Origin of the sequence: Cohnella faecalis, assembly GCF_003570905.1 — a bacterium.
In the GTDB taxonomy this organism is placed as follows: domain Bacteria; phylum Bacillota; class Bacilli; order Paenibacillales; family Paenibacillaceae; genus Cohnella; species Cohnella faecalis.
In genome coordinates, this window is record NZ_QXJM01000037.1 from 41,872 (window position 1) to 64,214 (window position 22,343).

Below are 22,343 nucleotides of genomic sequence, written 5' to 3' on the forward strand. Positions count from 1 at the left end.
TCAACGCAGCAAACCCGCAGCCCAATCGATGAAGCCTATTCAGCTTTCGAAGGCTGCTTCAACCGCAGGTGAGGTGAAATTGTGAACGAGAAGTTAGGTCAGGTTCGCGAGAGGCTTAGCGGCTTCTGGAACCAGTACAGCAAAAAGCAGAAAGCGGTATTAGGCGGAGCGGCTCTATTGCTTCTGCTGACGATCATTTTACTTACATATGCGTTTACAAGGACAGAGTACGAGCTGGCGTTTCAAAACCTGGACAACACCGATGCGCAATCCATCATCCAATACTTGGATGCAGAGGGGATTTCGTACAAGCTGGGCGCCGACGGCTCGAGCATTTCGGTGCCGAGCGCAGCGGCTTCCCGCGTAAAGGTCGCAGTCGGCTCTCAAGGGCTTGTCCAGCAAGGCTCGATCGGCTTCGCCGAAATGACCAAAGGGTCGTCCGCGATCGGTACGACGGACAACGAATTCAAAGTCAAGTACCGCAACGCCCTGAACGGCGAAATTCAGCAGCTGCTGCTGGGGATGCAAGGCGTACAGCGCGCGAAGGTGCTCGTTAATCTTCCGGAGGAATCGGTATTCCTGAGCGACCAAGATCGCGAGAAGGCGACGGCTTCGGTAGTGATGACCTTCAAGCCGGGCTTCCGTCCGAAACAGGAGGAAATCGACAGCTACTTCAATCTCGTCAAGACGGCGGTGCCGAATCTGGACGTCGACGGCATTACAATTACGAGCACGTCCGGAGAGCTGACGCCTTCGAATGGGGGAAGCAACGCCAATTCGAGCGGAATCGTCGAAACCCAGTTCGAAATTCGACGGAAGTTCGAGAACGACATCAAACGCAACATTCAGTCGTTCCTCAATCCGATTGTCGGCATGGACAATATGGTTGTAAGCGTCGTCTCGACGTTAAACTTCGATAAGCAAGTTACCGAAGTCAACAAGGTTGAGCCGTTGCCGAATAACGACAACAAAGGCATCGTCATCAGCGAGAAAACGAGCAACGAATCGTACACGGGCCAAAGCGGACAGACCGGAGGGGTCGCAGGCACCGGAGAGACGGACATTTCCAATTACCCGGGCGGCACGACTTCCGAGGGCACCTCTTCGGAGAAGACGTCGACTACGACGAATTACGAACCGACCCGCATCAAGGATCAAATCGAATATGCGCCTTATAAAGTAAAAGATTTGGCCGTTAACGTCGCCGTGGCCGAGTCCGTCATGACTCCGGAGAAGCAGAACGCTTACAAAGCGATGCTCGTCGCTAATGTAAGAACGCTTCTTGCGGAATCGGGGCTGGAATTGACAGACGAAGCGTTGGCGAGCCGTGTATCGGTTATTTCGCAATCGTTCGAAGGAAACGGAAGCGTTAGCTCCGGCGTAGCTGCGTCGACTTACTGGCTGGCGGGTCTTGGCGTGCTTGCGCTGGCGTTGCTCGGCGGAGGCGGCTATATTATGTACCGTCGTCGCAAAGCGTCCGAGGAAGCGAAGGAGCTTGCCGAAATGGCGGCTACCCGTACCGAGCTCCCGACGATCGATATCGACAACGTCGCGGGAGAAAGTCAGGTTCGCAAGCAACTCGAAAGCTTGGCCAAGCGCAAACCGGAGGAGTTCGTCAATCTTCTCCGCACTTGGCTCGTGGATGAATAAAGGCGGTGGCAGTTATGGCAAAGTTTAATCAGTTGTCGGGCAGGCAAAAGGCGGCCATCCTGCTGATCACGCTCGGGCCGGAAGTGTCGGCGCAAGTGTTCAAGCATTTGCGAGACGACGAAATCGAGCAGTTGACTCTGGAAATCGCCAACGTTCGCAAAGTGGACAGCTCGGAGAAGGAAACGATACTAAGCGAGTTTCATCAAATATGCATCGCTCAGGAGTATTTGACGCAGGGCGGTATCGCTTATGCGAAAGAAATATTGGAGAAGGCGCTCGGCACCCAGAAAGCGACGGATATCCTTCATCGCTTGACCGCGACCTTGCAGGTTCGTCCTTTCGATTTCGCAAGGAAAGCGGAGCCTACGCAAATTCTCAACTTCATACAGAACGAGAATCCGCAGACGATCGCGCTCGTTCTCTCTTATTTGCAACCGGATCAATCGTCGGCCGTTCTTTCTTCGTTGCCGCAGGACAAGCAGGCGGACGTTGCGAGAAGGATCGCGCTTATGGACAGCACATCGCCGGACGTCATTGCCCAGGTCGAGCGGGTGCTGGAGCAGAAGCTATCGGCTACGGTTACTCAAGATTACACCAATGCCGGCGGTATTGAATCAATCGTACAGATTTTGAACGGGGTCGACCGGGAACGGAGAGGACGATTCTCGATTCGCTCGAAATTCAAGATCCGGAATTGGCCGAAGAAATCAAAAAGAGAATGTTCGTCTTCGAGGATATCGTCAATCTCGACAACCGTTCGATTCAACGAATCATTCGCGATATCGAGAACGCGGATTTGCAGCTTGCCCTCAAAGTGGCCAGCGAAGAAGTTCGCGAAGCGATTTTTCGCAATATGTCCAAGCGGATGGCCGATACGTTCAAGGAAGAAATGGAATACATGGGTCCCGTACGGTTGCGCGACGTCGAAGAAGCCCAGACTCGCATCGTAGCGACGATTCGCAGACTGGAGGAAGCGGGAGAAATTATTATCGCCCGCGGCGGAGGAGACGATATTATTGTCTAATCTGATCAAATCCGGTCGCGTCATCTCGCTGGAGGATCTGAAAAGGCTTGAAAATGCCAGGAAATTCGAGCTTCCACCGCAAAATATTTCTTCCAATCCGGATATCGGCGAAGGAGAATCGTCGATAGATGTCGAAACACAATCGATGAGAGACCGCATATTGCAGGACGCCGAGCAAGCGGCGCGGCAAATCGTCGAAGCCTCGCAGGAAACGGCGCGGCAATTGGTTGCGGATGCTCGTTCCGAAGCGGACGACTGGTGGCGCGAGCGGCGGGCGGAAGACTCTCAAGTCGCGGAAGAAGCTAGGCAGTCCGGCTACGATCAAGGCTATAAAGAGGGAATTGGCCAAGCCGAGCGCGACCTTGCGAAACAATGGGACGCGAGATTGAACGAAGCGAATGCAATCGTTCGACAGGCTTACATAACAAAGGACAATACGATAGCGGAAGCCGAAAGGTTTCTGGTGGAGCTCAGCTGCGCGATTACCGAGAAAATCATTCTCGCGAAAGTAGCCGAAGCGCCTGAAATGGCCGTCAACATGTTTGCGAGGGCGTTGGCCCGCCGCAAGGAGCAGGGAGTCATCACTCTGTGCGTATCTCCGTCGCAGTTCGGCTTTGTGCAAGCCGCGAAAGAGGAGCTCATGCTCGTGATCGATTCCCAGGCCGAGCTGCAAATCGTGCCCGATGCCTCGATTAAGGACGGTGGCTGTATCGTCCGCTCGGCATTCGGAAGCATCGATGCCCGGATCGACACACAATTGGACGCTATTCGCGAAGAGCTGCTGAGAGTAGCCGCTCAAGCGCGCGAGGAGGAGTCTGGCGATGGCGCTCCTTGATTTATCCAAATACGAGGAAGCTCTCGGCTCTATCGATCCCGTTCGTGTCAACGGCAAGGTGACGCAAGTAATCGGACTGACCGTAGAATCGGAAGGCCCCGACGTCGCAATCGGCGAGGTGTGCTCGATTCATCCGATTAAAGGCGGTTCGCCGATTTTGGCGGAAGTCGTCGGCTTTCGGAATAATCGGGTTTTGCTTATGCCTCTCGGCGAGCTCATGTCCATCGGCCCCGGATGCGACGTCGTCGCAACGGGGAGACCGCTTACCGTGCAAGTGGGATCGGAGCTGCTTGGGAAAGTTCTAGACGGACTCGGCAGACCTTTGGACGGCTCCAGGCTGCCGATTAGAATGCCGCACGCATCCACTCACACAGCGCCGAGCAATCCGCTCACGCGGCCTCGGGTTGTCGAGCCGCTAGGAACGGGAGTCCGGGCTATCGATGGATTGCTCACCGTCGGCCAAGGCCAACGCGTTGGCATATTCGCCGGCTCGGGAGTCGGGAAAAGCACATTGCTGGGGATGGTAGCGCGCAACACATCAGCCGACGTTAACGTCATCGCTCTCATAGGCGAACGCGGGCGCGAAGTTCTTGAATTCATCGAGAAGGACTTGGGCCCGAAGGATTGGCCCGCTCGGTCGTCATCGTTGCGACGTCCGACCAGCCGGCGCTCGTCCGGATCAAGGGTGCGCTCATCGCTACTGCGATCGCGGAATATTTTCGCGACAGGGGCATGAATGTGATGCTCATGATGGATTCCGTAACCCGGTATGCGATGGCTCTAAGGGAAGTGGGGCTTGCCATCGGAGAACCGCCGGCTACGCGCGGATACACCCATCGGTATTCGCGGCGCTGCCCAAGCTGCTCGAAAGAGCGGGGACGGGGCCGACCGGCTCGATTACGGCCTTTTATACCGTTCTCGTAGACGGCGACGACATGAACGAACCGATTGCGGACGCCGTAAGGGGAATATTGGACGGGCATATCGTACTGAACCGGAACATCGCGAACAAAGGCCATTTCCCGGCAATTGACGTTCTGTCCAGCGTCAGCCGCGTAATGAACGACATCGTCGAGGATGATCAGAAGGACGCGGCCGAGTCCTTAAAGCGGCTATTATCGGTCTATCGGGATTCGGAAGATCTGATCAATATCGGAGCGTACCAACGAGGCTCGAACCCGGAAATCGACAAGGCCATTCAAGCTATCGACCAGATTAATGCGTATACGAGACAGAAGACGAACGAGAAAGTATCGCTGCAGGAAGCCCAGCAAAGGTTAATTATCGATTTTTTCGGGAGATGAGCTAAGCGATTATGCGATTCCGTTATTCCATGCAAAAGATCGTAGACTTGAAGGGCAGCGAAAAATCGATGGCGGAGTGGGAATACGCCGCGTCGCTTGGCAGGCTTAGAGCCGAAGAAGAGCGTTTGGAGCAATTGTTGAACGAGCGGGAGAGCGTGGAATCGAGGCTGGTAGCCGCTTCGAGCGAGCCGATCCCTTTGAGCGAGCTGCTGACGCTTCAACAATACATCGACGTATTGAACGAACGAATCCGGCGGCAACGGAACGGAGTCGAGACGGCTGCAGATCAGGCCGGCGAGTGCCGCAACCGGCTAAAGGATCGAATGGTAGACGAGAAAGTATGGCTGAACGCCAGAGAGAAAGCTTTGGTCCGGTTTCGGACCGAGTGGCTGGCGAAAGAACAAAACGAACTCGATGAAATCGCGATCACAAGAGCTGCTGCCGCCGCAAGCGGATAGCGGCGGAGTCGAACGCAGCGGAGGGAAAGGAGGAGAGACGTGGCGAGCGCAGACGTGGAAAAAAACAGTTACAGCGGCTTCGAACGCTTTCTCTTTTTTGTAACCCCGGTTTTGTTTACGGCCGTCCTGTTAGGCGTGCTCTTGCTGATGTTCAACAAGGATTGGCGGGAGTCGGCCATGGAAATCGGCAATAAAATTCCGGTCATCAAAGCGATTGTTCCGGACCCGGCCGAGCCTGAAGCCGCCGGCGCAACGGACGAGGAGTTAACTGTGAGCAACGCCAGGCAAAAAGTGGACGAGCTGAAAGCTCAGTTGACCGAGCAAGAAAGCAGCCTGACAAAAGCGACTTCCGAGTCGGTCACGCAAAAAAAGACGATCGAAGAGCTGAACGGAAAAGTCGAGCAGTTGAACAAGCAAATCCAGGAACAGACGATATCAACAGCTCAATACGACGAGCGCATTCGTTCGCTTGCCGGTATGTACGGAAAGATGACTCCGGGAAAAGTCGCTCCGATTCTGGAAGCGATGACGCCGGAGGAGGCTGCCTTGGTGCTTGGGGCCATGTCGGAAACGCAGCGGGGACGGGTGCTTGAGAAAATGAGTCCTCAGGGCGCCGCTGACGTCACCCAGAGGATCAAAGATTCCAAAACGGTCGAAGACTCCCAGCTTCAGGCGCTGCAAGCAAGAGTCAAGCAGCTTGAGGATGAGGCCAAGACCTTGAAAACGGAAAACAAGAAGCTTACGGAGAAAGCCGGTTTGTCGGCTGAAACTCTCAATGCGGACGAGTTGAACAAGACATTCTCCTCTATGCAGGCGGAGCGCGCAGCGAAGCTGCTTATCGCTATGGCTGCCACGAATCAAAGCAAGGCTCTTCGAATATTGGGCGTAGTGGACGATAGCGCGCGTTCTAAAATTTTGGATGCGATGTCCAAAGAGGATTCGAAGCTGACGTCCTCGCTGCTGGGCAAGCTGATGCCGGCAAATCCGTAACGACCGCAGGTCCGGAGCAAATCAACAGATAGGGAAAGGAGGTGAAAAATGATGAATACGATCGGAGTCGTAGCAAACTCAAGCTCGGCGGGAAGCTCGGCAGGAAGCGGCAAAGCTGGAAGCACGTCGGGAGCATTCGCCGGCATGCTCGTTCAAGTGTTGGACGGCAGCGGCGCAGCGAAGTCCGCACCGGCCAAAACGGCGCTTCCCGTCGGATTGATTGGAATCGTCGGACAATTGCCTGCGATGCCTGCGGACGATGCCGCTTTGCAAGAAACGTTGGCTCTGCTTGACGAGCTCGTTAATCAATTGAACGATCAGGAGTCCAAAGAGGAGCCGGATAGCGATGTTGCCGATCAATTGACGGCGTTGCTGGCTGCTTTGCAGCTGCTCCTTGGCGAACCTGCGGCAGACATGACGGACACGAACGCGAGCGAGGATGCCGAGTCGGCCGAACCTTCGATCGAGACGATCAACATCGGTCAGGAAGTTCGGAAGGTTGTGCAAACGCTTGGCGAGACGATCGGGAAGCTTTCGGCCGGGCTGGCGCAAGGACAACAGTCCCCTGCGGCGGTATCCGTGCTTGCCCTTCAATTGCAAAGCGTTTTGGAGTCTTGGGAAGGCATGCTGACTCAAGATAAAGCAGGCGGAAAGGCAGTCGCTAACGCAGACTCCGCCCAGGCATCGGTTCCTTCGGCGTCCGTCGGAGAAGCTTCCGCGAAGAAGTCGGAAACGCCGGACGAGACCGCAGCCGCGGTCGCGACGGAAGTCAAAAAAACGGCACAACCGCTTCGGGAAGCAGCCTGGCGTCCTGTAAACGCAGTTCATACGGAAACGCCGGATGGCGAGTCCATCGAGCCGCAGCAGCTGGCTTCCAGTATCGAAGCAGAACCGAAATCGACCTCGACGGCACCTGTATGGTCGCTTCAGATGAACGATGCGCTTAAAGGAACGGCTCCAAGCGCGCCGCAGCTTCCGGCTCAGATTCCGGTTCAACAGTTCGCGGATCAAATGGAGAAATTTCTTGTGAAGCAGTTCGTTCTTACGCAAGGAAACGGCATTTCGGAAGCGAAGATCACACTTCATCCGGAGCACTTGGGCCAAGTCGATATTAAGATTGTATTGCAGAACGGCCAACTGACCGCTCAATTCGTTACCGAGCATCTGACGGCGAGAGATCTTCTGGAGAATCAGCTGTCGCAGCTTCGCACAGCCCTTCAAGGCCAGGGACTTCAAGTCGACCGGATGGAAGTCGTTCAACAGACGTCATCTTCAGCGGGAGCTTCGCTGCAGCAGGATCAGAGACAGTCGGGATCCGGCGGGCAAGGCGACGGCAACAATTCGGGCAACAAGGACGGCGGCAGCGGCGAGGACTTATTCGAAGCGGAACTGGAAAGAACGACTTTCCTAAGGGAATTCGGTTACGGCAGTTCGCTTAACGTAACGGCATAAGCCGTACAGGAGGTGAAATCTGTGGCGAACGAAGCCGTAGGAACGACGAACATTTGGCCGTATTATTCGGCTCAGAACGTACAGAAGGCCGCAAGAACGCCGACGAAAGAGCTTGGCAAAGACGAATTTTTGCAAATTCTGATCGCGCAGCTGCGCAACCAGGATCCGATGCAGCCGTTGGAGGATAAAGAGTTCATTTCGCAAATGGCTCAGTTTTCCTCGTTGGAACAGACGGCGAATATGGCGTCAGAGCTAAAATCGCTTCGCCAATCGGCGGGAATCGCATCCGGAATAATCGGGATGCAGGTTAGCTGGATCGCAACTTCCAACACGGGTACCGTCGAAGCGAAGAATGGAATCGTCGATTCGATCGTGATGAGAGACGGCATTCAGTATGCGAAGATAGGCCAATCCGAGGTGAAGATCGACGAGCTGACGTCCATCGCTCTGCCATCCGTTAGCGGAGGGAGCGGGTCGGGGGTGGCTGCAAGTGAGTGACCGGATGTTCATCGGGCAATTAACGACGGGACGGACGGGACCGCTGCAATCGCCGAATCGGAAATCGGTCGGGAACGTGGAGCTTGCCAAAGCAGGAGCTTCTTTCCGCGAGGTGCTGAGCAACCAGGAGCTCAAGTTCAGCCATCATGCCGAAATGAGGCTGCAGCAAAGAGGAATCAAGTTGAATTCCGATCAGCTCGGCCGCATTGAGAGCGCGATCGATCAAGCGGCGGCCAAAGGCGCGAAAGACTCTCTCGTATTGTTCAAAGGCATTGCGATGATCGTCAATGTGCCCAATCGCACCGTTGTGACCGCCATGGACGGAGCGTCGATGAACGAGCATGTGTTCACGCAAATCGACAGCGCCGTCGTCGTTAACTGAAAGAACGGCAAGACCAGGGCCGGCCCTACAGCAGGAGGCCCTTGACCGCGGACCGATTGAAGCGGTCAAACTCCATAAAAACCAATGAGGAGGTTGGCATTAGATGTTACGTTCGATGTATTCCGGCGTATCCGGTATGAGGGGCTTCCAAACGAAGCTCGACGTCATCGGAAACAATATCGCCAACGTCAATACGGTCGGCTTCAAAGCGGGCCGCGTTATGTTCAAGGACATTTTGAGCCAGTCGATGTCCGGCGTCACGGCACCGGTTGAAGGAACGAGCGGCGGTATCAACGCCAAGCAGGTCGGCCTCGGCGTTTCGGTCGCGTCGATCGATACGATTCATACGGCGGGCAGTGCCATGACGACGAATGTGCCGACGGATCTTCGGATTGACGGTGACGGATTTTTCGTCGTAAGTCCGGGAGAAGACGGAGCCCAATATTTGACTCGCGCCGGCAACTTCACGTTCGATGCCAATCGCCAGCTCGTTAATGCGGACGGAATGTTCGTTCTCAGCTCCGAGGACAGCGGCGGCGGACCGATTACTCTCGACGAGGGAGTAACGGCATTCTCGATTTCTCAGGACGGCCAGATCATTTCGGTCGACGCCGAGGGCAACGCTGAGCCGACCGGTATTTTCATCGGAGTCGCGAAAGTGGTCAATCCGAGCGGTCTTGAAAAAGTCGGAGGCAACTTGTACCGGATGACTCCGAACGCCAACCCGGACGGAGCGCTCGAAATCGGTTCCGCAGGCAATACGGAGACGGGAACGGGAGCTATCATCGCCGGTCAACTGGAAATGTCCAACGTCGATCTGACGAACGAATTCACAGAGATGATCGTCGCTCAGCGCGGCTTCCAGGCGAACTCTCGAATTATCACGACATCGGATGAAATTTTGCAAGAAGTCGTAAACCTTAAACGCTAATTGACGTCCCGCCCCGGGAGGGCTAGATGCCCTCCCTCGGCGTACGGGGAATCTGAATGATTGCCGTAACGAGATTGAATGGAACGAAGTTTACTATCAACGCCTTGCTAATCGAAACCGTGGAAGAAACGCCGGACACGATGATCACGCTCACCACGGGAAAGAAATTCATTGTGATGGAAAATTCATCGGATGTGATCAGATCCATCCGGCACTATTTGCGCAGTATCGGCGTTCTGGCGGCCATAACCGGTCCCGCAAACGCGCAATCGGAGGGAGCTACGTCATGAAAAAAATGTTGCCTTGGCTCGTTTCGCTTTTACTGGCGATAACGCTGATCGTCATCGTCGCCCTCTACTTCTGGTCTTCCCTATTCGGTTCGGATGCCAAAGATCCCGAGGATCAAGCGAGGGAAAGCGTACAGAGCGTAGCGGCGGAACCGATGTCCGCGGATGAAATGATCAAGGTCACGTCCGAATTAACCAATATCCAAACGAACATCGCAGACACCGATTATGTCGTGAGGATCAGCTTGTCTTTCCAGATGGACAGCGCGAAGGCGAAAGAGGAGTTCGACAAGATCAAGGACATCCAAGTTAAACCGCTTATAAACCGGGCTCTATGGGTATTGAATTCGGAAGACGTCAAGGGCACAAAGGGGAAAGACCAGCTGTGCGCCGAGCTCATCAATGCCATTAATCCGGTCCTGTCCGAAGGCAAGCTGACCAGCGTCAAAATAACCGACTTTATCATCTCGCCGATTTAATCGGCTTAACACACAGTCTGATCGTCCGAAAGGGGTGAGAGATTTGGTTGACGTTCTTTCACAGAATGAGATAGATGCCCTACTGGCGGCTCTCTCGTCGGGAGAAATGGACGCGGAGGAGCTCAAAAAAGAGGATACCCAGAAGAAGGTTCGCGCCTACGATTTCAAGCGGGCAACCCGTTTTTCCAAAGATCATATCCGCAGCTTGACCCGGATTCACGAGAATTTCGCCCGATACTTGACGACGTATTTCTCCGCCCAGCTTCGGACGTTCGTTCAAATCAACGTTGTGCAAGTGGAGCAGCTTCCTTACGACGAGTTCATTCGCTCCATTCCGAAGATGACGATTCTTAACATTTTCGAAGCGGAGCCGCTCGAAGGACGCATGGTCATGGAGGTGCATCCTAACGTCGGGTTTGCGATGCTGGACCGGCTGCTCGGCGGCGCGGGGGCGGCTCCGACGAAAATAGGCAGCCTGACGGAGATCGAAACGATCATCATGGAAAAAATATTCAGCCGCGCGTTCGAAAGTCTTCAAGAAGCTTGGAAGACGGTCATCGATCTTCAACCGAGACTCGAAGCGCTGGAAACGAATCCGCAGTTCATGCAAATCGTGTCTCCCAACGAAACGATCGCATTGATTTCGTTAAGCACCAAGATCGGAGATACGACCGGAATGATCAACTTATGTATTCCCCACGTCGTGCTGGAGCCGATTATGCCCAGACTGGCGGTGCATCAATGGTTCGCTTCCCAGAAGAAGAGCCGTGCGCCGGAAGAACAAGAAGCGCTCGAGAGACGAGTCAACAAAGCGAAGCTTCCCGTTATCGCCGAACTCGGTTCTTCGTGGATATCGGTTAGCGAGTTTTTGAACCTGCAGGTCGGCGATGTGTTGGCTTTGCATAAGGCGACGGATGAAGGATTGGAAGTTAAAGTCGGCGATAAAGTAAAATTTATTGCCAGCCCGGGTACCGTTCGTGATAAAATGGCGATTCAGATTCACGAAATCGTGAGCGAAGAGGTGGAAGAGATCCATGACGAGTAAAGACTATTTGTCTCAGGAGGAGATTGACGCGCTGCTGAAGCAATCCTCGGGCGGCGGTGCGGAGCAGCCGGAGTCGTTCGGCTCCGGAGACGGCTCGATCGGAATCGAAGATTTACTGACTCCGCTTGAACAGGACGCTCTTGGCGAAATCGGCAATATTACTTTCGGAAGCGCCGCGACGGCTTTATCGACGCTGCTTGGAAAAAAAGTCGATATTACGACTCCGACGGTTTCCGCTATTGCAAGAAGCCGTTTCGAAGAAGAATTTCCTAAACCGCATGTGGCCGTTCACGTTCATTACGTTGAAGGATTCGAAGGAATCAATTCCTTGGTAATCAAAGCTCACGACGCGCAAGTTATCGCCGATTTGATGCTTGGAGGAGAGGGCAACGTCACTTCTACGGAATTGAACGAAATCCACATAAGCGCCGTTCAGGAAGCGATGAACCAGATGATGGGTTCGTCGGCGACGTCCATGTCAACGATCTTCAACCGAATGGTAAATATATCGCCGCCCGGAATTGATATTTTAGACGTTCAGAACGGTTCGGGAGTATCCAACATTCCGGCGGAGGACTATTTCGTCAAAATTTCTTTCCGGCTCAAAATCGGCGATTTGATCGATTCGACGATCATGCAGCTCGTTTCGGTTCCTTTCGCGAAAGATCTGGTCAATTCGCTGCTTGGCGGAACATCGTCTGAGCCTGCCCCGGCACCTGCTGCCCAGGCATCTGCTGCACCGGCGCCGCAACCGACGTATCAAGCTCCGGCTCCAACCTATCAACCGCCATCGCAGCCGGCGCCGCAACCTGCGCCGAATTACGGCGGCTATGGAGCGCCTGTGCCCCAAATGCCGTCCCAGCCGCAGACGTTAGGAGCGGCGGCGACTCATCGGAACGTCAACGTAAATCCGGTTCAATTCGCATCGTTCCAGAACAGCGGCTTTTCGCAGGCGGAAGAAACGAATTTGAATCTGCTATTGGATATTCCGCTTAAAGTAACCGTCGAGCTCGGACGAACTCAAAAGCAAATTAAAGAAATATTGGAGCTTTCCCAAGGCTCGATCATCGAGCTGGACAAGCTTGCCGGCGAACCAGTCGACATTCTTGTAAACAGCAAGCTGATCGCCAAAGGCGAGGTTGTCGTTATCGACGAGAACTTCGGCGTTCGCGTTACCGACATCGTCAGTCAGTGGGATCGAGTACAAAAAATTCAATAACGATCATCGGGAGGAACCCAAACATGGCAAACCGCATTCTTATCGTAGACGACGCAGCTTTCATGCGCATGATGATCCGCGATATTCTGACTAAGAACGGGTACGAGGTCGTAGGAGAAGCCCAAGACGGCGCTCAAGCGATCGAAAAGTATAAAGAGCTTCATCCGGATTTGATTACGATGGACATTACGATGCCCGAAATGGACGGCATCACCGCACTTAAGGAAATCCGCAAAATGGACACGAACGCCAAAGTTATCATGTGTTCCGCTATGGGGCAGCAGGCAATGGTTATTGATGCGATCCAAGCCGGCGCCAAAGACTTTATCGTCAAGCCGTTCCAAGCCGACCGCGTTATCGAAGCCATCAAGAAAACTTTGGGTTAATGCGGGAGCGTTGAAAGAAAATGAGCAATTGGAGGTTGGAAGGAGACTTGCCAAGCTCGTCTTCGACTTGGGACATGCTCTGGGTGTTGTTCGTGCTTGCGTTGATGGTAGGGCTCATCGTATTGCTGCTGCGTTTCTTCGCAAAACGAAATCGCGGCTGGTGGATGAATCGGTCGCTTCGGTCGTTAGGAGGGTTGACGCTCGGCACGAATAAGTCGATGCAGATCGTGGAATGGAACGGCCGGATCTACGTCCTTGGAGTCGGCGAAGATGTGACATTGCTCGAATCGATTTCGGATCCGGACGTCGTTGCCGCGCTTCTGGCCGAGCACGATACGGTGAACGCGGCTCCGGCGGCTTCTCTCCCGATTTGGCTAAGAAAGCTAACTCGACAAGGCGGACTAACGGATGAGACTCCCAAGGATGTTTCGGAGTTCACGCAGCCGGCAGGTCGGTCCAGCTTCGAGCAAACGCTTGAAAACCGATTGCGTCAATTGTCTGAAAGAAAGCAGCGCATGGAGCAATTGTTGACGGATACTAAGCCCGAAGATCGGAAGAACAACAATGAAACGTAAATTGATCGCGAGTCTGCTTTTCCTGCAAACCGCCGTTCTAGCCTTTGGAGGGTCTGCCTTCGCCGATTCGCCGCTTATCGATATTTCGGTAGGAGACGGAAAAGAGCCTGTCGGAGCATCGTCTTTATCTCTGCTTCTGATTATTACCGTCTTGAGTCTGGCCCCGGCGATTCTGGTGCTGATGACCAGCTTCACTCGAATCGTAATCGTGCTAGGCTTTGTCCGGACATCGCTCGGTACTCAGCAAATGCCGCCCAATCAAGTGTTGATCGGTCTTGCGCTGTTCATGACATTGTTCGTTATGTCGCCGACGCTGTCCAAGGTAAACAGCGAAGCTCTCCAGCCTTACTTGAAGAGCGAAATATCGCAAACCGAAGCGTTGCAGAAAGCTTCCGTTCCGATGAAGGAATTCATGTACAAGCATACGAGAGCCAAAGATCTGCTCTTGTTCATGAACTATACGAAGACGGAGAAGCCGGAGTCGTATCAGGATATTCCAATTACCGTGCTGGTACCGGCCTATGCGATCAGCGAGCTGAAGACGGCGTTTCAGATGGGCTTTATGATCTTTATTCCATTTCTCGTTATCGATATGGTCGTGGCGAGCACGCTGATGGCGATGGGGATGATGATGCTGCCTCCCGTCATGATTTCACTGCCTTTCAAAATTTTGCTCTTCGTTCTCGTTGACGGATGGTACTTAATCGTCAAATCATTGCTAACCAGCTTTCAGACCTAACTAGCGGGGAGGGAGATCATGAGCTCCGAATTCGTCATCGGCCTTGCGGGCCAGGCGCTTTATACCATTCTCAAAGTAAGCGCGCCGATGCTCGGCTTTGGCTTGATTGTCGGGCTCCTGGTCAGTATCTTTCAAGCGACGACCCACATTCAGGAACAGACTCTAGCATTCATTCCAAAAATTATTGCCGTGTTTTTAGCGGTTCTTTTATTCGGACCGTGGATTTTGAACGTTATGGTCGATTTCACGAGTCAGTTGCTCGGCAATTTGGCGAACTACATTGGTTGACGCCGTATGGAATTGAATATGGATATCGTCATGCAGCTCATTCCTGCTTTTATGCTTGTCTTTTGTCGAATTACATCGTTTTTTGTTGTAGCGCCGGTGTTCTCAACCAAAACCGTACCTGCCGTTTTCAAAATCGGGCTGGCGTTTTTCGTTTCGATCATCGTGTTTTTGACGGTGGGCTTCGATTCGAAAGTTCCTACGGATGCTACTTACATAATGGCTGTCATGAAAGAAGTGCTGGCCGGTTTGGTCATCGGTTACGTTACTTATTTGTTTTTTACGATCGTTCAAACCTCGGGCGCTATAATCGATATGCAGATGGGGCTTGGAATCGCGAATATCGTAGATCCGATCAGCGGCGTGTCCGTACCGATGACGGGAAATCTGAAGTATATGATTATGCTGCTCGTCTTTCTATCCATCAACGGCCATCATTATTTGTTAAGCGCCATTATGGACAGTTACAGGTGGCTCCCGCTCGATAACAATTTATTCCATACGGTGTCCGAAGGCGGGCTGGCCGAATTTTTGGCTCGAACCTTCGCCGATACTTTCATGCTTGCTTTGCAAATATCGGCTCCGCTCGTCGTAGCCATGTTCCTGACTGACGTCGGTCTTGCTTTGCTGGCTCGTACGGCGCCGCAATACAACGTATTCGTAATCGGCGTCCCGCTGAAAATTTTGGTCGGACTTGCGATGCTCGTTCTGCTGCTGCCCGGGTTTGGCGTTTTGTTCCAAATGATCTTCGATCATATGTTCCAAGCGTTGGACAAGCTGTTCGTCGTGTTCCAGAAGTCCCCTTGATAGAGAACCCGGAAGAGGAGGTGCCGTGTGTCCCGTCTTCGTCACCGTCTCGACTTGCAGTTGTTCGCCGGCGAAAAAACGGAAAAGGCGACGCCGAAAAAACGGCAGGACACCCGCAACAAGGGTCAGGTCGCCTCCAGTCCGGACGTTCCCGGGGCATTGATCATGCTAGGAAGTCTGACTTGTTTTCTTATGTTGGGCTCCTTCTTTCAAACTCGGCTCTTAGCGATGTTTTCCGACGTGTTCAGGCACCGAATGAGCATGGATATTACCGAAACCAACGTTATGAACCTATTCGGTCATTACGTCCTGCAAATTCTTATTTTTCTCGCGCCGCTGTTCGTCATCGTATTCGTTATCATTTTTGCGGCCAATTACGCTCAAATCGGTTGGCTGTTCACGACCGAGACTCTAAAGCCCCAATTCAATAAGCTGAACCCGATTTCGGGAGCCAAACAAATTTTCAGCATGCGCTCCGTCGTCGAGTTTTTGAAAAGCTCCCTAAAGCTGACGGTAGTCGGCGTAGTCGTGTATTTGATGCTCTGGTCGGAACGAGATCGCTTTCTCGGACTCGCTCACGTACCGATCGAAGATATTTTTGCTTTTGCGGCGGAATTGACGATCAAGCTTGGAATGTTCGTGTCCGCCATTTTGTTCGTCATCGCCATCGGCGACTTCATTTATCAGAAATACGAGCATGAGAAAAGCTTGCGGATGAGCAAGCAGGACATTAAGGACGAGCACAAAAACATCGAAGGCGACCCGCTCATCAAAGGTAAAATCAGGGAACGCCAGCGTCGAATGGCGCTTATGCGAATGATGCAGGAAGTTCCGAAAGCCGACGTCGTTATCACGAACCCGACGCATTACGCAGTCGCTCTGCAATATGACGGGACGAAGATGGATGCTCCGACCGTCATGGCCAAAGGGCAGGATTATCTCGCTCTGCGAATCCGGGAAATTGCCAAAAAAAACGATGTCGTAATTATGGAAAACAAGCCGCTCGCCCGCGGGCTTTACGAACGAACGGAAATCGGGGACACCGTTCCGGGAGATTTGTTCCAAGCCGTCGCGGAAGTTCTGGCATACGTATATCGGCTGAAAGGTCGCCGCAAAGCCTAGTGCAGGAAGGGGAACGAACATGAAGTTTCGGGACTTAAGCATTCTGCTCGGCATCATCGGCATTGTCCTGATGATGGTCGTTCCAATTCCGAAAGAATTATTGGATATATTGCTAGTCATCAACATTTCTGTCGCTCTCATGATCTTGCTTATTTCGATGAACACGCAGGATGCGCTCCACTTCTCCATCTTTCCTTCCTTGCTCTTGATCACGACTCTATTCAGGCTCGCTCTCAACGTTTCGACGACGCGTCTGATTCTGAAAGACCACGACGCAGGGCATGTCGTAGAGACGTTCGGCCGATTCGTGGCCGGCGGCCAAATCGCCATCGGCTTCGTCGTCTTCCTTATCCTCGTCGTCGTACAGTTCATCGTCATTACGAAGGGATCGGAGCGCGTAGCTGAAGTTGCGGCGCGGTTCACCCTCGATGCGATGCCCGGCAAGCAGATGAGTATCGACGCGGATTTGAACGCGGGGCTTATCAACGAGCAGCAAGCGCGCGAGCGCCGCGAAAAGATCGAGAAGGAAGCCGATTTCTACGGCGCAATGGACGGTGCGAGCAAGTTCGTAAAGGGCGACGCCATTGCAAGCATTATCATCCTCGTCATCAACTTGATCGGCGGCTTTATTATCGGGATGGCGATCCATGGGATGAGCGTCACGGATGCGCTCGAGACTTATTCCATCCTGACGATCGGCGACGGACTCGTCAGCCAAGTGCCGGCGCTTTTGATCAGTACCGCTACGGGTATTATCGTTACTCGCGCCGCTTCGGACGGCAACTTGGCACACGATGTGTCGACGCAGCTGCTTCGTTACCCTTATCTTTTGTACGTCGTCGCTGGTACGGTATTTCTTCTGGGAATTGCAACCCCGATCGGCTTCATTTCGACGATCCCTTTTTCCGTCATCCTAGTCATTGCCGGATATCGGCTTCAGCGCAATTTGGTTCGCAGGCAGCAGCAAGAAGAGCTGCTGGTCGAAGAGAAGGAGATCGAGGAGGTGCGCAGCCCGGAGAGCGTCATCAGCCTGCTTCAAGTCGATCCGATCGAATTCGAGTTCGGATACGGACTTATTCCGTTGGCCGATACTCACCAAGGCGGCGATTTGCTCGACCGAATTATTATGATAAGACGTCAATGCGCGCTCGAAATGGGACTAATAGTCCCGGTTATCCGAATTCGCGACAATATTCAACTAAAACCGAACGAATATATTATCAAAATGAAAGGAAATATGGTGGCTCGTGGCGAATTATTGCTACAGCACTACTTGGCCATGAGTCCAGGGTTCGATGACGACTCCGTCACGGGCATTGAGACTCAAGAACCAGCCTTTGGGCTTCCGGCACTATGGATTAACGAAGCAACGAAGGAAAGAGCCGAGCTGGCGGGATACACCGTCGTCGATCCTCCTTCCGTCGTAGCCACCCATTTGACGGAAGTAATCAAGAAGCACGCGCACGAGCTGATCGGTCGGCAGGAGACCAAAGCGCTCGTGGACAGCGTCAAGGAAACATACCCTGCGCTCGTGGAAGAGCTCGTCCCTTCCATCATGACCGTAGGGGAAATTCAGAAAGTGCTTTCAAAGCTTCTGAAGGAGAAAATATCGATTCGCGACATGGTGTCCATTCTCGAGACGCTTGCCGATTACGGCAAGTTCACGAAGGATCCGGAGGTGTTGACGGAATATGTCCGCCAAAGTCTCTCCCGCCAGATTACGCAGCAATACGCACAAGCAAGCGAGCCGCTCAAGGTTATTACGGTCAGCCCTGCCGTCGAGAAGAAGATCGCAGAAGCGGTCCAGCAGTCCGATCAAGGAAGCTACTTGGCGATGGATCCGGTATCCTCGCAAGCGATCTATCAACGACTAACCGAGCAAGTGAACCGGTTGATTCAATCGGGACAACAGCCGATCGTACTTACATCGCCGACGATACGAATGTATTTGCGGCAGCTGCTCGAACGCTCCTTGAACGATATACCGGTGCTGTCTTACAGTGAGCTCGAACCTAATATCGAAGTGCAAAGCGTCGGGGTGGTGAACGCATGAAAGTAAAACGATACGTAGTTGACGATTTGCCGCAGGCGGTTCAAATGATACGAAGCGAGCTCGGGTCGGATGCCGTCATCTTGAACACGAAGGAAATCCGCACCGGCGGATTTCTTGGCATGTTCCGCAAAAAACGGGTGGAGGTGATTGCCGCCATCGACGAAGCTTCGCGAAAGCCTGCTCCTCGCCCCGCGGCGCCTACGAAGCCAATCGTTCGCAAGTCCGAGCCGTCGGAGGAGTCGGCGATACCGGCAGTGCAGCTGCCTAACGCGGCAGTGCGAGAAAGATACGCACGCAGTACTGGAACTTCGGATGCGCCGGCCGTTCGTACGTCAGCCGTTCCATCGGCAGCTTCGGCAGTTGCCGTTGCCGTTCCGGCAGAGTCACCTTCGAAAGAAGCGCCCGAACGAGGCGCTTTCGCCGTTCCCGACGATCCGAGACCTGCCCGGCCGGTGCAAGCCGGAGCCGGTCTTGCCGAGAATCCGGATACCGCATCACTGTTAACGGAGCTTCGCTCTATGAAGGAAATGATGGTCAAGCTTTCCAAGCAGCAGACGTTCCGCAGCATGCCCGATTCGGTCATGAACTGGAGCCGTCGTTTAGCCGAGCAGGGCGTGGAGGCACCGATCATCGAGCGCTTCGCGGAAGAAGTGAACGACCGTCTGGGAACGGAAGGGGCGGACGACGAATCTGCTGCGCTAAGCGTCGCCCGCGAAGTGCTGCTTGAATGGCTCCTTCCATCCGCAGGCTCGGGAATTAACTCATCGACGCGGATCGTTCATTTCGTCGGCCCGACCGGCGTCGGGAAGACAACGACGATCGCCAAGATCGCGGCCGATCAATCGCTTACTCATCATCGGACGGTCGGATTAATAACGTCGGATACTTACCGGATCGCGGCTGTCGACCAACTAAGAACTTACGCGGACATCTTGAACCTTCCGCTGGAGGTCGTGTTCTCGCCGAGCGAGGCGCAGCGGGCATTCAAGAAATTTGAAGACCGGGATCTCGTCTTAATGGATACGGCGGGACGCAATTACCGCAACGAGCTGCTCGTATCCGAAGTGAACAGCATGCTTTCTCCGGGAGAACATGCGGAGACGATTCTCGTCCTCAGCATGACGCAAAAATACGGCGACATGAAATCGGTCGCCAGCCAATTCGCCAAATACGGCGTAACCAGGCTCCTGTTGACGAAGGTCGACGAGACCGACTCTTACGGCTCGATTCTCAATCTGGCGCTCGAATACTCCTTTGCCATTTCCTATATCACTTGCGGCCAGACGGTTCCGGACGATATCCGGCCATTCGATCCTAACGAATGGGTTAGCCGCTTATTGGGGGAGCCGGCTTATGCATGATCAGGCGCAAGCGCTCAGGCATCTTGTTCACACAAGAGACATTCCGAAGTCGACGACAACGCGAATCCTGACCGTTACAAGCGGCAAGGGCGGCGTGGGCAAGTCCAATTTCAGCCTTAATTTTGCGATGGCTTTGCAAAGACGAGGCTACAGCGTGCTGGTTTTCGATGCGGACATCGGACTTGGCAATATCGACGTACTGCTCGGGACACCCGCCAAATACAACTTGATTCATTTGCTCAAAGGCGAAAAGACGATTTGGGAAATCGTCCAAACCGGCCCGGGCGGATTGCAATTCATAGCCGGAGGTTCCGGTTTTCAAGATTTGGTTCGGCTTTCGGAAGATCAGCTCGAATATTTCGCCGAACAAATCGGCAAATTGCACGGCCACGTCGACTATCTTCTATTCGATACGGGAGCGGGCTTATCGAAGGAAACGACGCGATTCATCACGGCGGCCGAAGAGGCGTTCGTCGTAACGACACCGGAGCCGACTTCGATAACCGATGCTTATGCTCTGATCAAAATGATGAAAACGATGGGACATGACGTTCCCTTCCGGCTAGTCGTCAACCGGGTGAGCGACGAAAGGGAAGGCAGGCAAACTTCGGACAACTTCCGGCAAGTGGCGGACAAATACCTGGGAATGGATATTCCCGTGCTCGGGTATATACCTGACGATAATCACGTATCGAAGGCGGTCAAACGTCAAACCGCTTTGTCGCTCGCTTTTCCGGATTCTGCTGCGGCCAAAGGAATCGACCGCATCGCTTCCGCTTATTTGATGGAAGAGCGGGATCGCGCTCCGGCCGGAATGAACGGATTTTTGCAACGGATAAGAAAACTCTGGAAGTAACTCGGGATAAGAAAACGTCGTTTGCGCGTAGCGGTTAGTCTCTCGCATACATCAAGAACAACGAAGGAGGGGACGCGAATGCCGAAATATAACGTACTTATCGTCGATGACTCCCCTTTCATGAGGAAGGTGTTCAGCGATGTGGTCGATGCCGACGAGGCTTTTCAGGTGCTGGCGACCGCATCCGACGGAGAAGAAGCGGTCGAGCTGACGGTCAAGCTGTTGCCCGATATTATAACGATGGATATGGAAATGCCGAACATGAACGGACTCGAGGCGCTCCATCGCATTATGGAAGTGCGCCCGACCCCGATCGTAATGCTGTCGGCCATGACGGACAATGGAACCCGGGACACGATCAAGGCGCTGCAGTATGGAGCTTTCGATTTCATACGCAAGCCGGACGGATCGGGCAAGCTCGACATTCATCTGGTTGGGGAACAGCTTCGGGAGAAGCTGCACATTGCGGTCGAGGCCGTTCGCAAAGGCTCGTTCCGCCTGCTCCCCGCGTCGTCTCCCGGCGGAGCTCAACCGGTGTCAGCGTTATCTCCGCCAGCTCCGGCTATAGCCGAGACAAGCGACCGAACGGATACGAATCCGGATATGGCGACAGGGACAGATACGGTTAAGGAAAAGCCGATCGTCATTCCGGAACCTGCCGAACGCAGAAAAGCCGACGGCGTCAAGCCGGAAGATCGGATTCCGACTCAGGATACGACTTTCAAGAACTCGAGATTTGGCCGAACGGCACTTGAACGGAGCACAAGCTTGGGAACTCCGAGCATCGACAAGAAGCCGGATCCCATTCCGAAGGCGCCGGCCCGTCCGGCTGACGGTACGGAGTTGAAGGGCAGGCGGGTAACGACCGGCGCTCGGCACCAAGCCGATCCGGCACCTGCTTCGGCTCCGGTCAAGAAATCGGTTGATCCTTCCCGGATCGAGCAAAAGCCGCACAAGTCGGATGAGCCGAAGGGGAAACCGATGCCGACGTTTAACCAAGTGGTAGCCATCGGTACTTCAACCGGCGGTCCGCGGGCGCTTCACGAAGTGCTTACAGGCATTCCTGCCGATTTCCCGGCTCCGATTCTGGTTGTGCAGCATATGCCTCCCAAGTTTACCCACTCGCTGGCGCAGAGGCTCGACTCCTTCTGCCGCATCCACGTGAGGGAAGCCGTCGACGGCGAGCCTTTGGAAACGTCGACCGCCTATATTGCGCCGGGGGGCAAACAGATGTCTATCACCAAGGACGCTGCCGGCAAATACCGGATCAAGCTCACCGAAGAAGGGCCGCGCAACGGCCATATGCCTTCCGTGGACGTGCTGTTCGAATCGCTGATCGGACATAAACCTCTTAAGCGTCACGCGGTTCTGATGACCGGGATGGGAAGCGACGGGGCAAAGGGAATGAAAGCTTTGCTGGAGGACGGGGCTTCCACGGCTATCGCCGAAGCGGAAAGCACTTGCATCGTATACGGGATGCCTCGCTCGGCCATTGAGTTGAATGCCGCGACGGAAGTGCTGCCGCTTCCCAAGATCGCGCAGGCGCTCGTTCATGAAGTGAAGGTGCGCAAAAGTTAAGCCAGTTGCAGGTAGATGAGCCAACCA

22 protein-coding genes and 2 pseudogenes are annotated in these 22,343 nt (G+C 53.9%); all 24 read left to right on the forward strand.

The genetic code is table 11. The features are described from left to right. The first annotated feature begins 81 nt into the window (after window positions 1-81). The 24 genes and pseudogenes from fliF (at window position 82) to D3H35_RS11505 (ending at window position 22,316) form a co-directional block, all read left to right on the forward strand. Complete coding sequence (gene fliF, locus D3H35_RS11390; RefSeq protein ID WP_119149386.1) at window positions 82-1,650, forward strand: flagellar basal-body MS-ring/collar protein FliF; 1,569 nt, start codon at window positions 82-84, stop codon at window positions 1,648-1,650. Between the two features lie 14 nt (window positions 1,651-1,664). Continuing rightward, window positions 1,665-2,674: pseudogene (gene fliG / locus D3H35_RS11395) on the forward strand (flagellar motor switch protein FliG). Continuing rightward, on the forward strand, window positions 2,667-3,509 hold the full coding sequence (locus D3H35_RS11400; protein ID WP_119149388.1) for a FliH/SctL family protein: 843 nt from the start codon (window positions 2,667-2,669) through the stop codon (window positions 3,507-3,509). Before fliG ends, D3H35_RS11400 begins: the two are co-directional and overlap by 8 nt. A 118-nt stretch (window positions 3,510-3,627) precedes the next feature. Next, a pseudogene (locus tag D3H35_RS11405) lies at window positions 3,628-4,810 on the forward strand (hypothetical protein); the annotation flags it as partial. 14 nt (window positions 4,811-4,824) lie between these two features. Beyond that, the gene (gene fliJ, locus D3H35_RS11410; RefSeq protein WP_119149390.1) at window positions 4,825-5,271 is read left to right on the forward strand and encodes a flagellar export protein FliJ; all 447 of its coding nucleotides are present in this window, start codon (window positions 4,825-4,827) and stop codon (window positions 5,269-5,271) included. A 39-nt stretch (window positions 5,272-5,310) separates the two neighbouring features. Beyond that, a complete protein-coding gene (locus D3H35_RS11415) occupies window positions 5,311-6,261 on the forward strand; it encodes a magnesium transporter MgtE N-terminal domain-containing protein (protein WP_119149392.1) in 951 nt (316 codons plus the stop codon). 48 nt (window positions 6,262-6,309) lie between these two features. Further along, window positions 6,310-7,713 (forward strand): flagellar hook-length control protein FliK, encoded by a 1,404-nt coding sequence (locus D3H35_RS11420; RefSeq protein WP_119149394.1) that lies wholly within the window; start codon window positions 6,310-6,312, stop codon window positions 7,711-7,713. A 21-nt stretch (window positions 7,714-7,734) separates the two neighbouring features. Then, window positions 7,735-8,211, forward strand: a complete 477-nt coding sequence (locus D3H35_RS11425; RefSeq protein ID WP_119149396.1) for a flagellar hook capping FlgD N-terminal domain-containing protein — start codon at window positions 7,735-7,737, stop codon at window positions 8,209-8,211. Further along, on the forward strand, window positions 8,204-8,593 hold the full coding sequence (locus tag D3H35_RS11430) for a TIGR02530 family flagellar biosynthesis protein (protein WP_233567890.1): 390 nt from the start codon (window positions 8,204-8,206) through the stop codon (window positions 8,591-8,593). Before D3H35_RS11425 ends, D3H35_RS11430 begins: the two co-directional genes overlap by 8 nt. Before the next feature lie 103 nt (window positions 8,594-8,696). After that, window positions 8,697-9,524 carry a flagellar basal body rod protein FlgG gene (flgG, locus tag D3H35_RS11435; protein WP_119149400.1) on the forward strand — a complete coding sequence of 276 codons (828 nt, stop codon included), beginning with the start codon at window positions 8,697-8,699 and terminating at the stop codon, window positions 9,522-9,524. A 56-nt stretch (window positions 9,525-9,580) separates the two neighbouring features. After that, window positions 9,581-9,814, forward strand: a complete 234-nt coding sequence (locus tag D3H35_RS11440; RefSeq protein WP_119149402.1) for a flagellar FlbD family protein — start codon at window positions 9,581-9,583, stop codon at window positions 9,812-9,814. Next, the gene (locus tag D3H35_RS11445; RefSeq protein ID WP_119149404.1) at window positions 9,811-10,290 is read left to right on the forward strand and encodes a flagellar basal body-associated FliL family protein; all 480 of its coding nucleotides are present in this window, start codon (window positions 9,811-9,813) and stop codon (window positions 10,288-10,290) included. Before D3H35_RS11440 ends, D3H35_RS11445 begins: the two co-directional genes overlap by 4 nt. 43 nt (window positions 10,291-10,333) lie before the next feature. After that, window positions 10,334-11,335, forward strand: a complete 1,002-nt coding sequence (gene fliM, locus D3H35_RS11450; RefSeq protein WP_119149406.1) for a flagellar motor switch protein FliM — start codon at window positions 10,334-10,336, stop codon at window positions 11,333-11,335. Continuing rightward, window positions 11,325-12,554, forward strand: coding sequence for a flagellar motor switch phosphatase FliY (gene fliY, locus D3H35_RS11455; RefSeq protein WP_119149408.1), 1,230 nt, complete (start codon window positions 11,325-11,327; stop codon window positions 12,552-12,554). The genes fliM and fliY overlap by 11 nt, the downstream gene beginning before the upstream one ends. A 23-nt stretch (window positions 12,555-12,577) precedes the next feature. Continuing rightward, window positions 12,578-12,940 carry a response regulator gene (locus D3H35_RS11460; protein ID WP_119149410.1) on the forward strand — a complete coding sequence of 121 codons (363 nt, stop codon included), beginning with the start codon at window positions 12,578-12,580 and terminating at the stop codon, window positions 12,938-12,940. 20 nt (window positions 12,941-12,960) lie between these two features. Further along, entirely contained in the window at window positions 12,961-13,515 is a 555-nt protein-coding gene (locus D3H35_RS11465) for a flagellar biosynthetic protein FliO (RefSeq protein ID WP_119149412.1), read from the forward strand. Next, window positions 13,505-14,254, forward strand: a complete 750-nt coding sequence (gene fliP / locus D3H35_RS11470; protein WP_119149413.1) for a flagellar type III secretion system pore protein FliP — start codon at window positions 13,505-13,507, stop codon at window positions 14,252-14,254. The genes D3H35_RS11465 and fliP overlap by 11 nt, the downstream gene beginning before the upstream one ends. An 18-nt stretch (window positions 14,255-14,272) precedes the next feature. Continuing rightward, window positions 14,273-14,542 carry a flagellar biosynthesis protein FliQ gene (fliQ, locus tag D3H35_RS11475; protein ID WP_119149415.1) on the forward strand — a complete coding sequence of 90 codons (270 nt, stop codon included), beginning with the start codon at window positions 14,273-14,275 and terminating at the stop codon, window positions 14,540-14,542. Between the two features lie 18 nt (window positions 14,543-14,560). After that, on the forward strand, window positions 14,561-15,346 hold the full coding sequence (fliR, locus tag D3H35_RS11480) for a flagellar biosynthetic protein FliR (protein ID WP_119149718.1): 786 nt from the start codon (window positions 14,561-14,563) through the stop codon (window positions 15,344-15,346). A gap of 27 nt (window positions 15,347-15,373) precedes the next feature. Beyond that, on the forward strand, window positions 15,374-16,468 hold the full coding sequence (gene flhB / locus D3H35_RS11485) for a flagellar biosynthesis protein FlhB (protein WP_119149417.1): 1,095 nt from the start codon (window positions 15,374-15,376) through the stop codon (window positions 16,466-16,468). A 19-nt stretch (window positions 16,469-16,487) separates the two neighbouring features. Further along, window positions 16,488-18,521 carry a flagellar biosynthesis protein FlhA gene (gene flhA, locus D3H35_RS11490; RefSeq protein ID WP_119149419.1) on the forward strand — a complete coding sequence of 678 codons (2,034 nt, stop codon included), beginning with the start codon at window positions 16,488-16,490 and terminating at the stop codon, window positions 18,519-18,521. Continuing rightward, on the forward strand, window positions 18,518-19,882 hold the full coding sequence (gene flhF / locus D3H35_RS11495) for a flagellar biosynthesis protein FlhF (protein WP_119149420.1): 1,365 nt from the start codon (window positions 18,518-18,520) through the stop codon (window positions 19,880-19,882). Before flhA ends, flhF begins: the two co-directional genes overlap by 4 nt. Further along, window positions 19,875-20,738, forward strand: coding sequence for a MinD/ParA family protein (locus D3H35_RS11500; protein ID WP_119149422.1), 864 nt, complete (start codon window positions 19,875-19,877; stop codon window positions 20,736-20,738). Before flhF ends, D3H35_RS11500 begins: the two co-directional genes overlap by 8 nt. A gap of 78 nt (window positions 20,739-20,816) precedes the next feature. Next, on the forward strand, window positions 20,817-22,316 hold the full coding sequence (locus D3H35_RS11505) for a protein-glutamate methylesterase/protein-glutamine glutaminase (RefSeq protein ID WP_119149424.1): 1,500 nt from the start codon (window positions 20,817-20,819) through the stop codon (window positions 22,314-22,316). Window positions 22,317-22,343 lie beyond the last annotated feature (27 nt).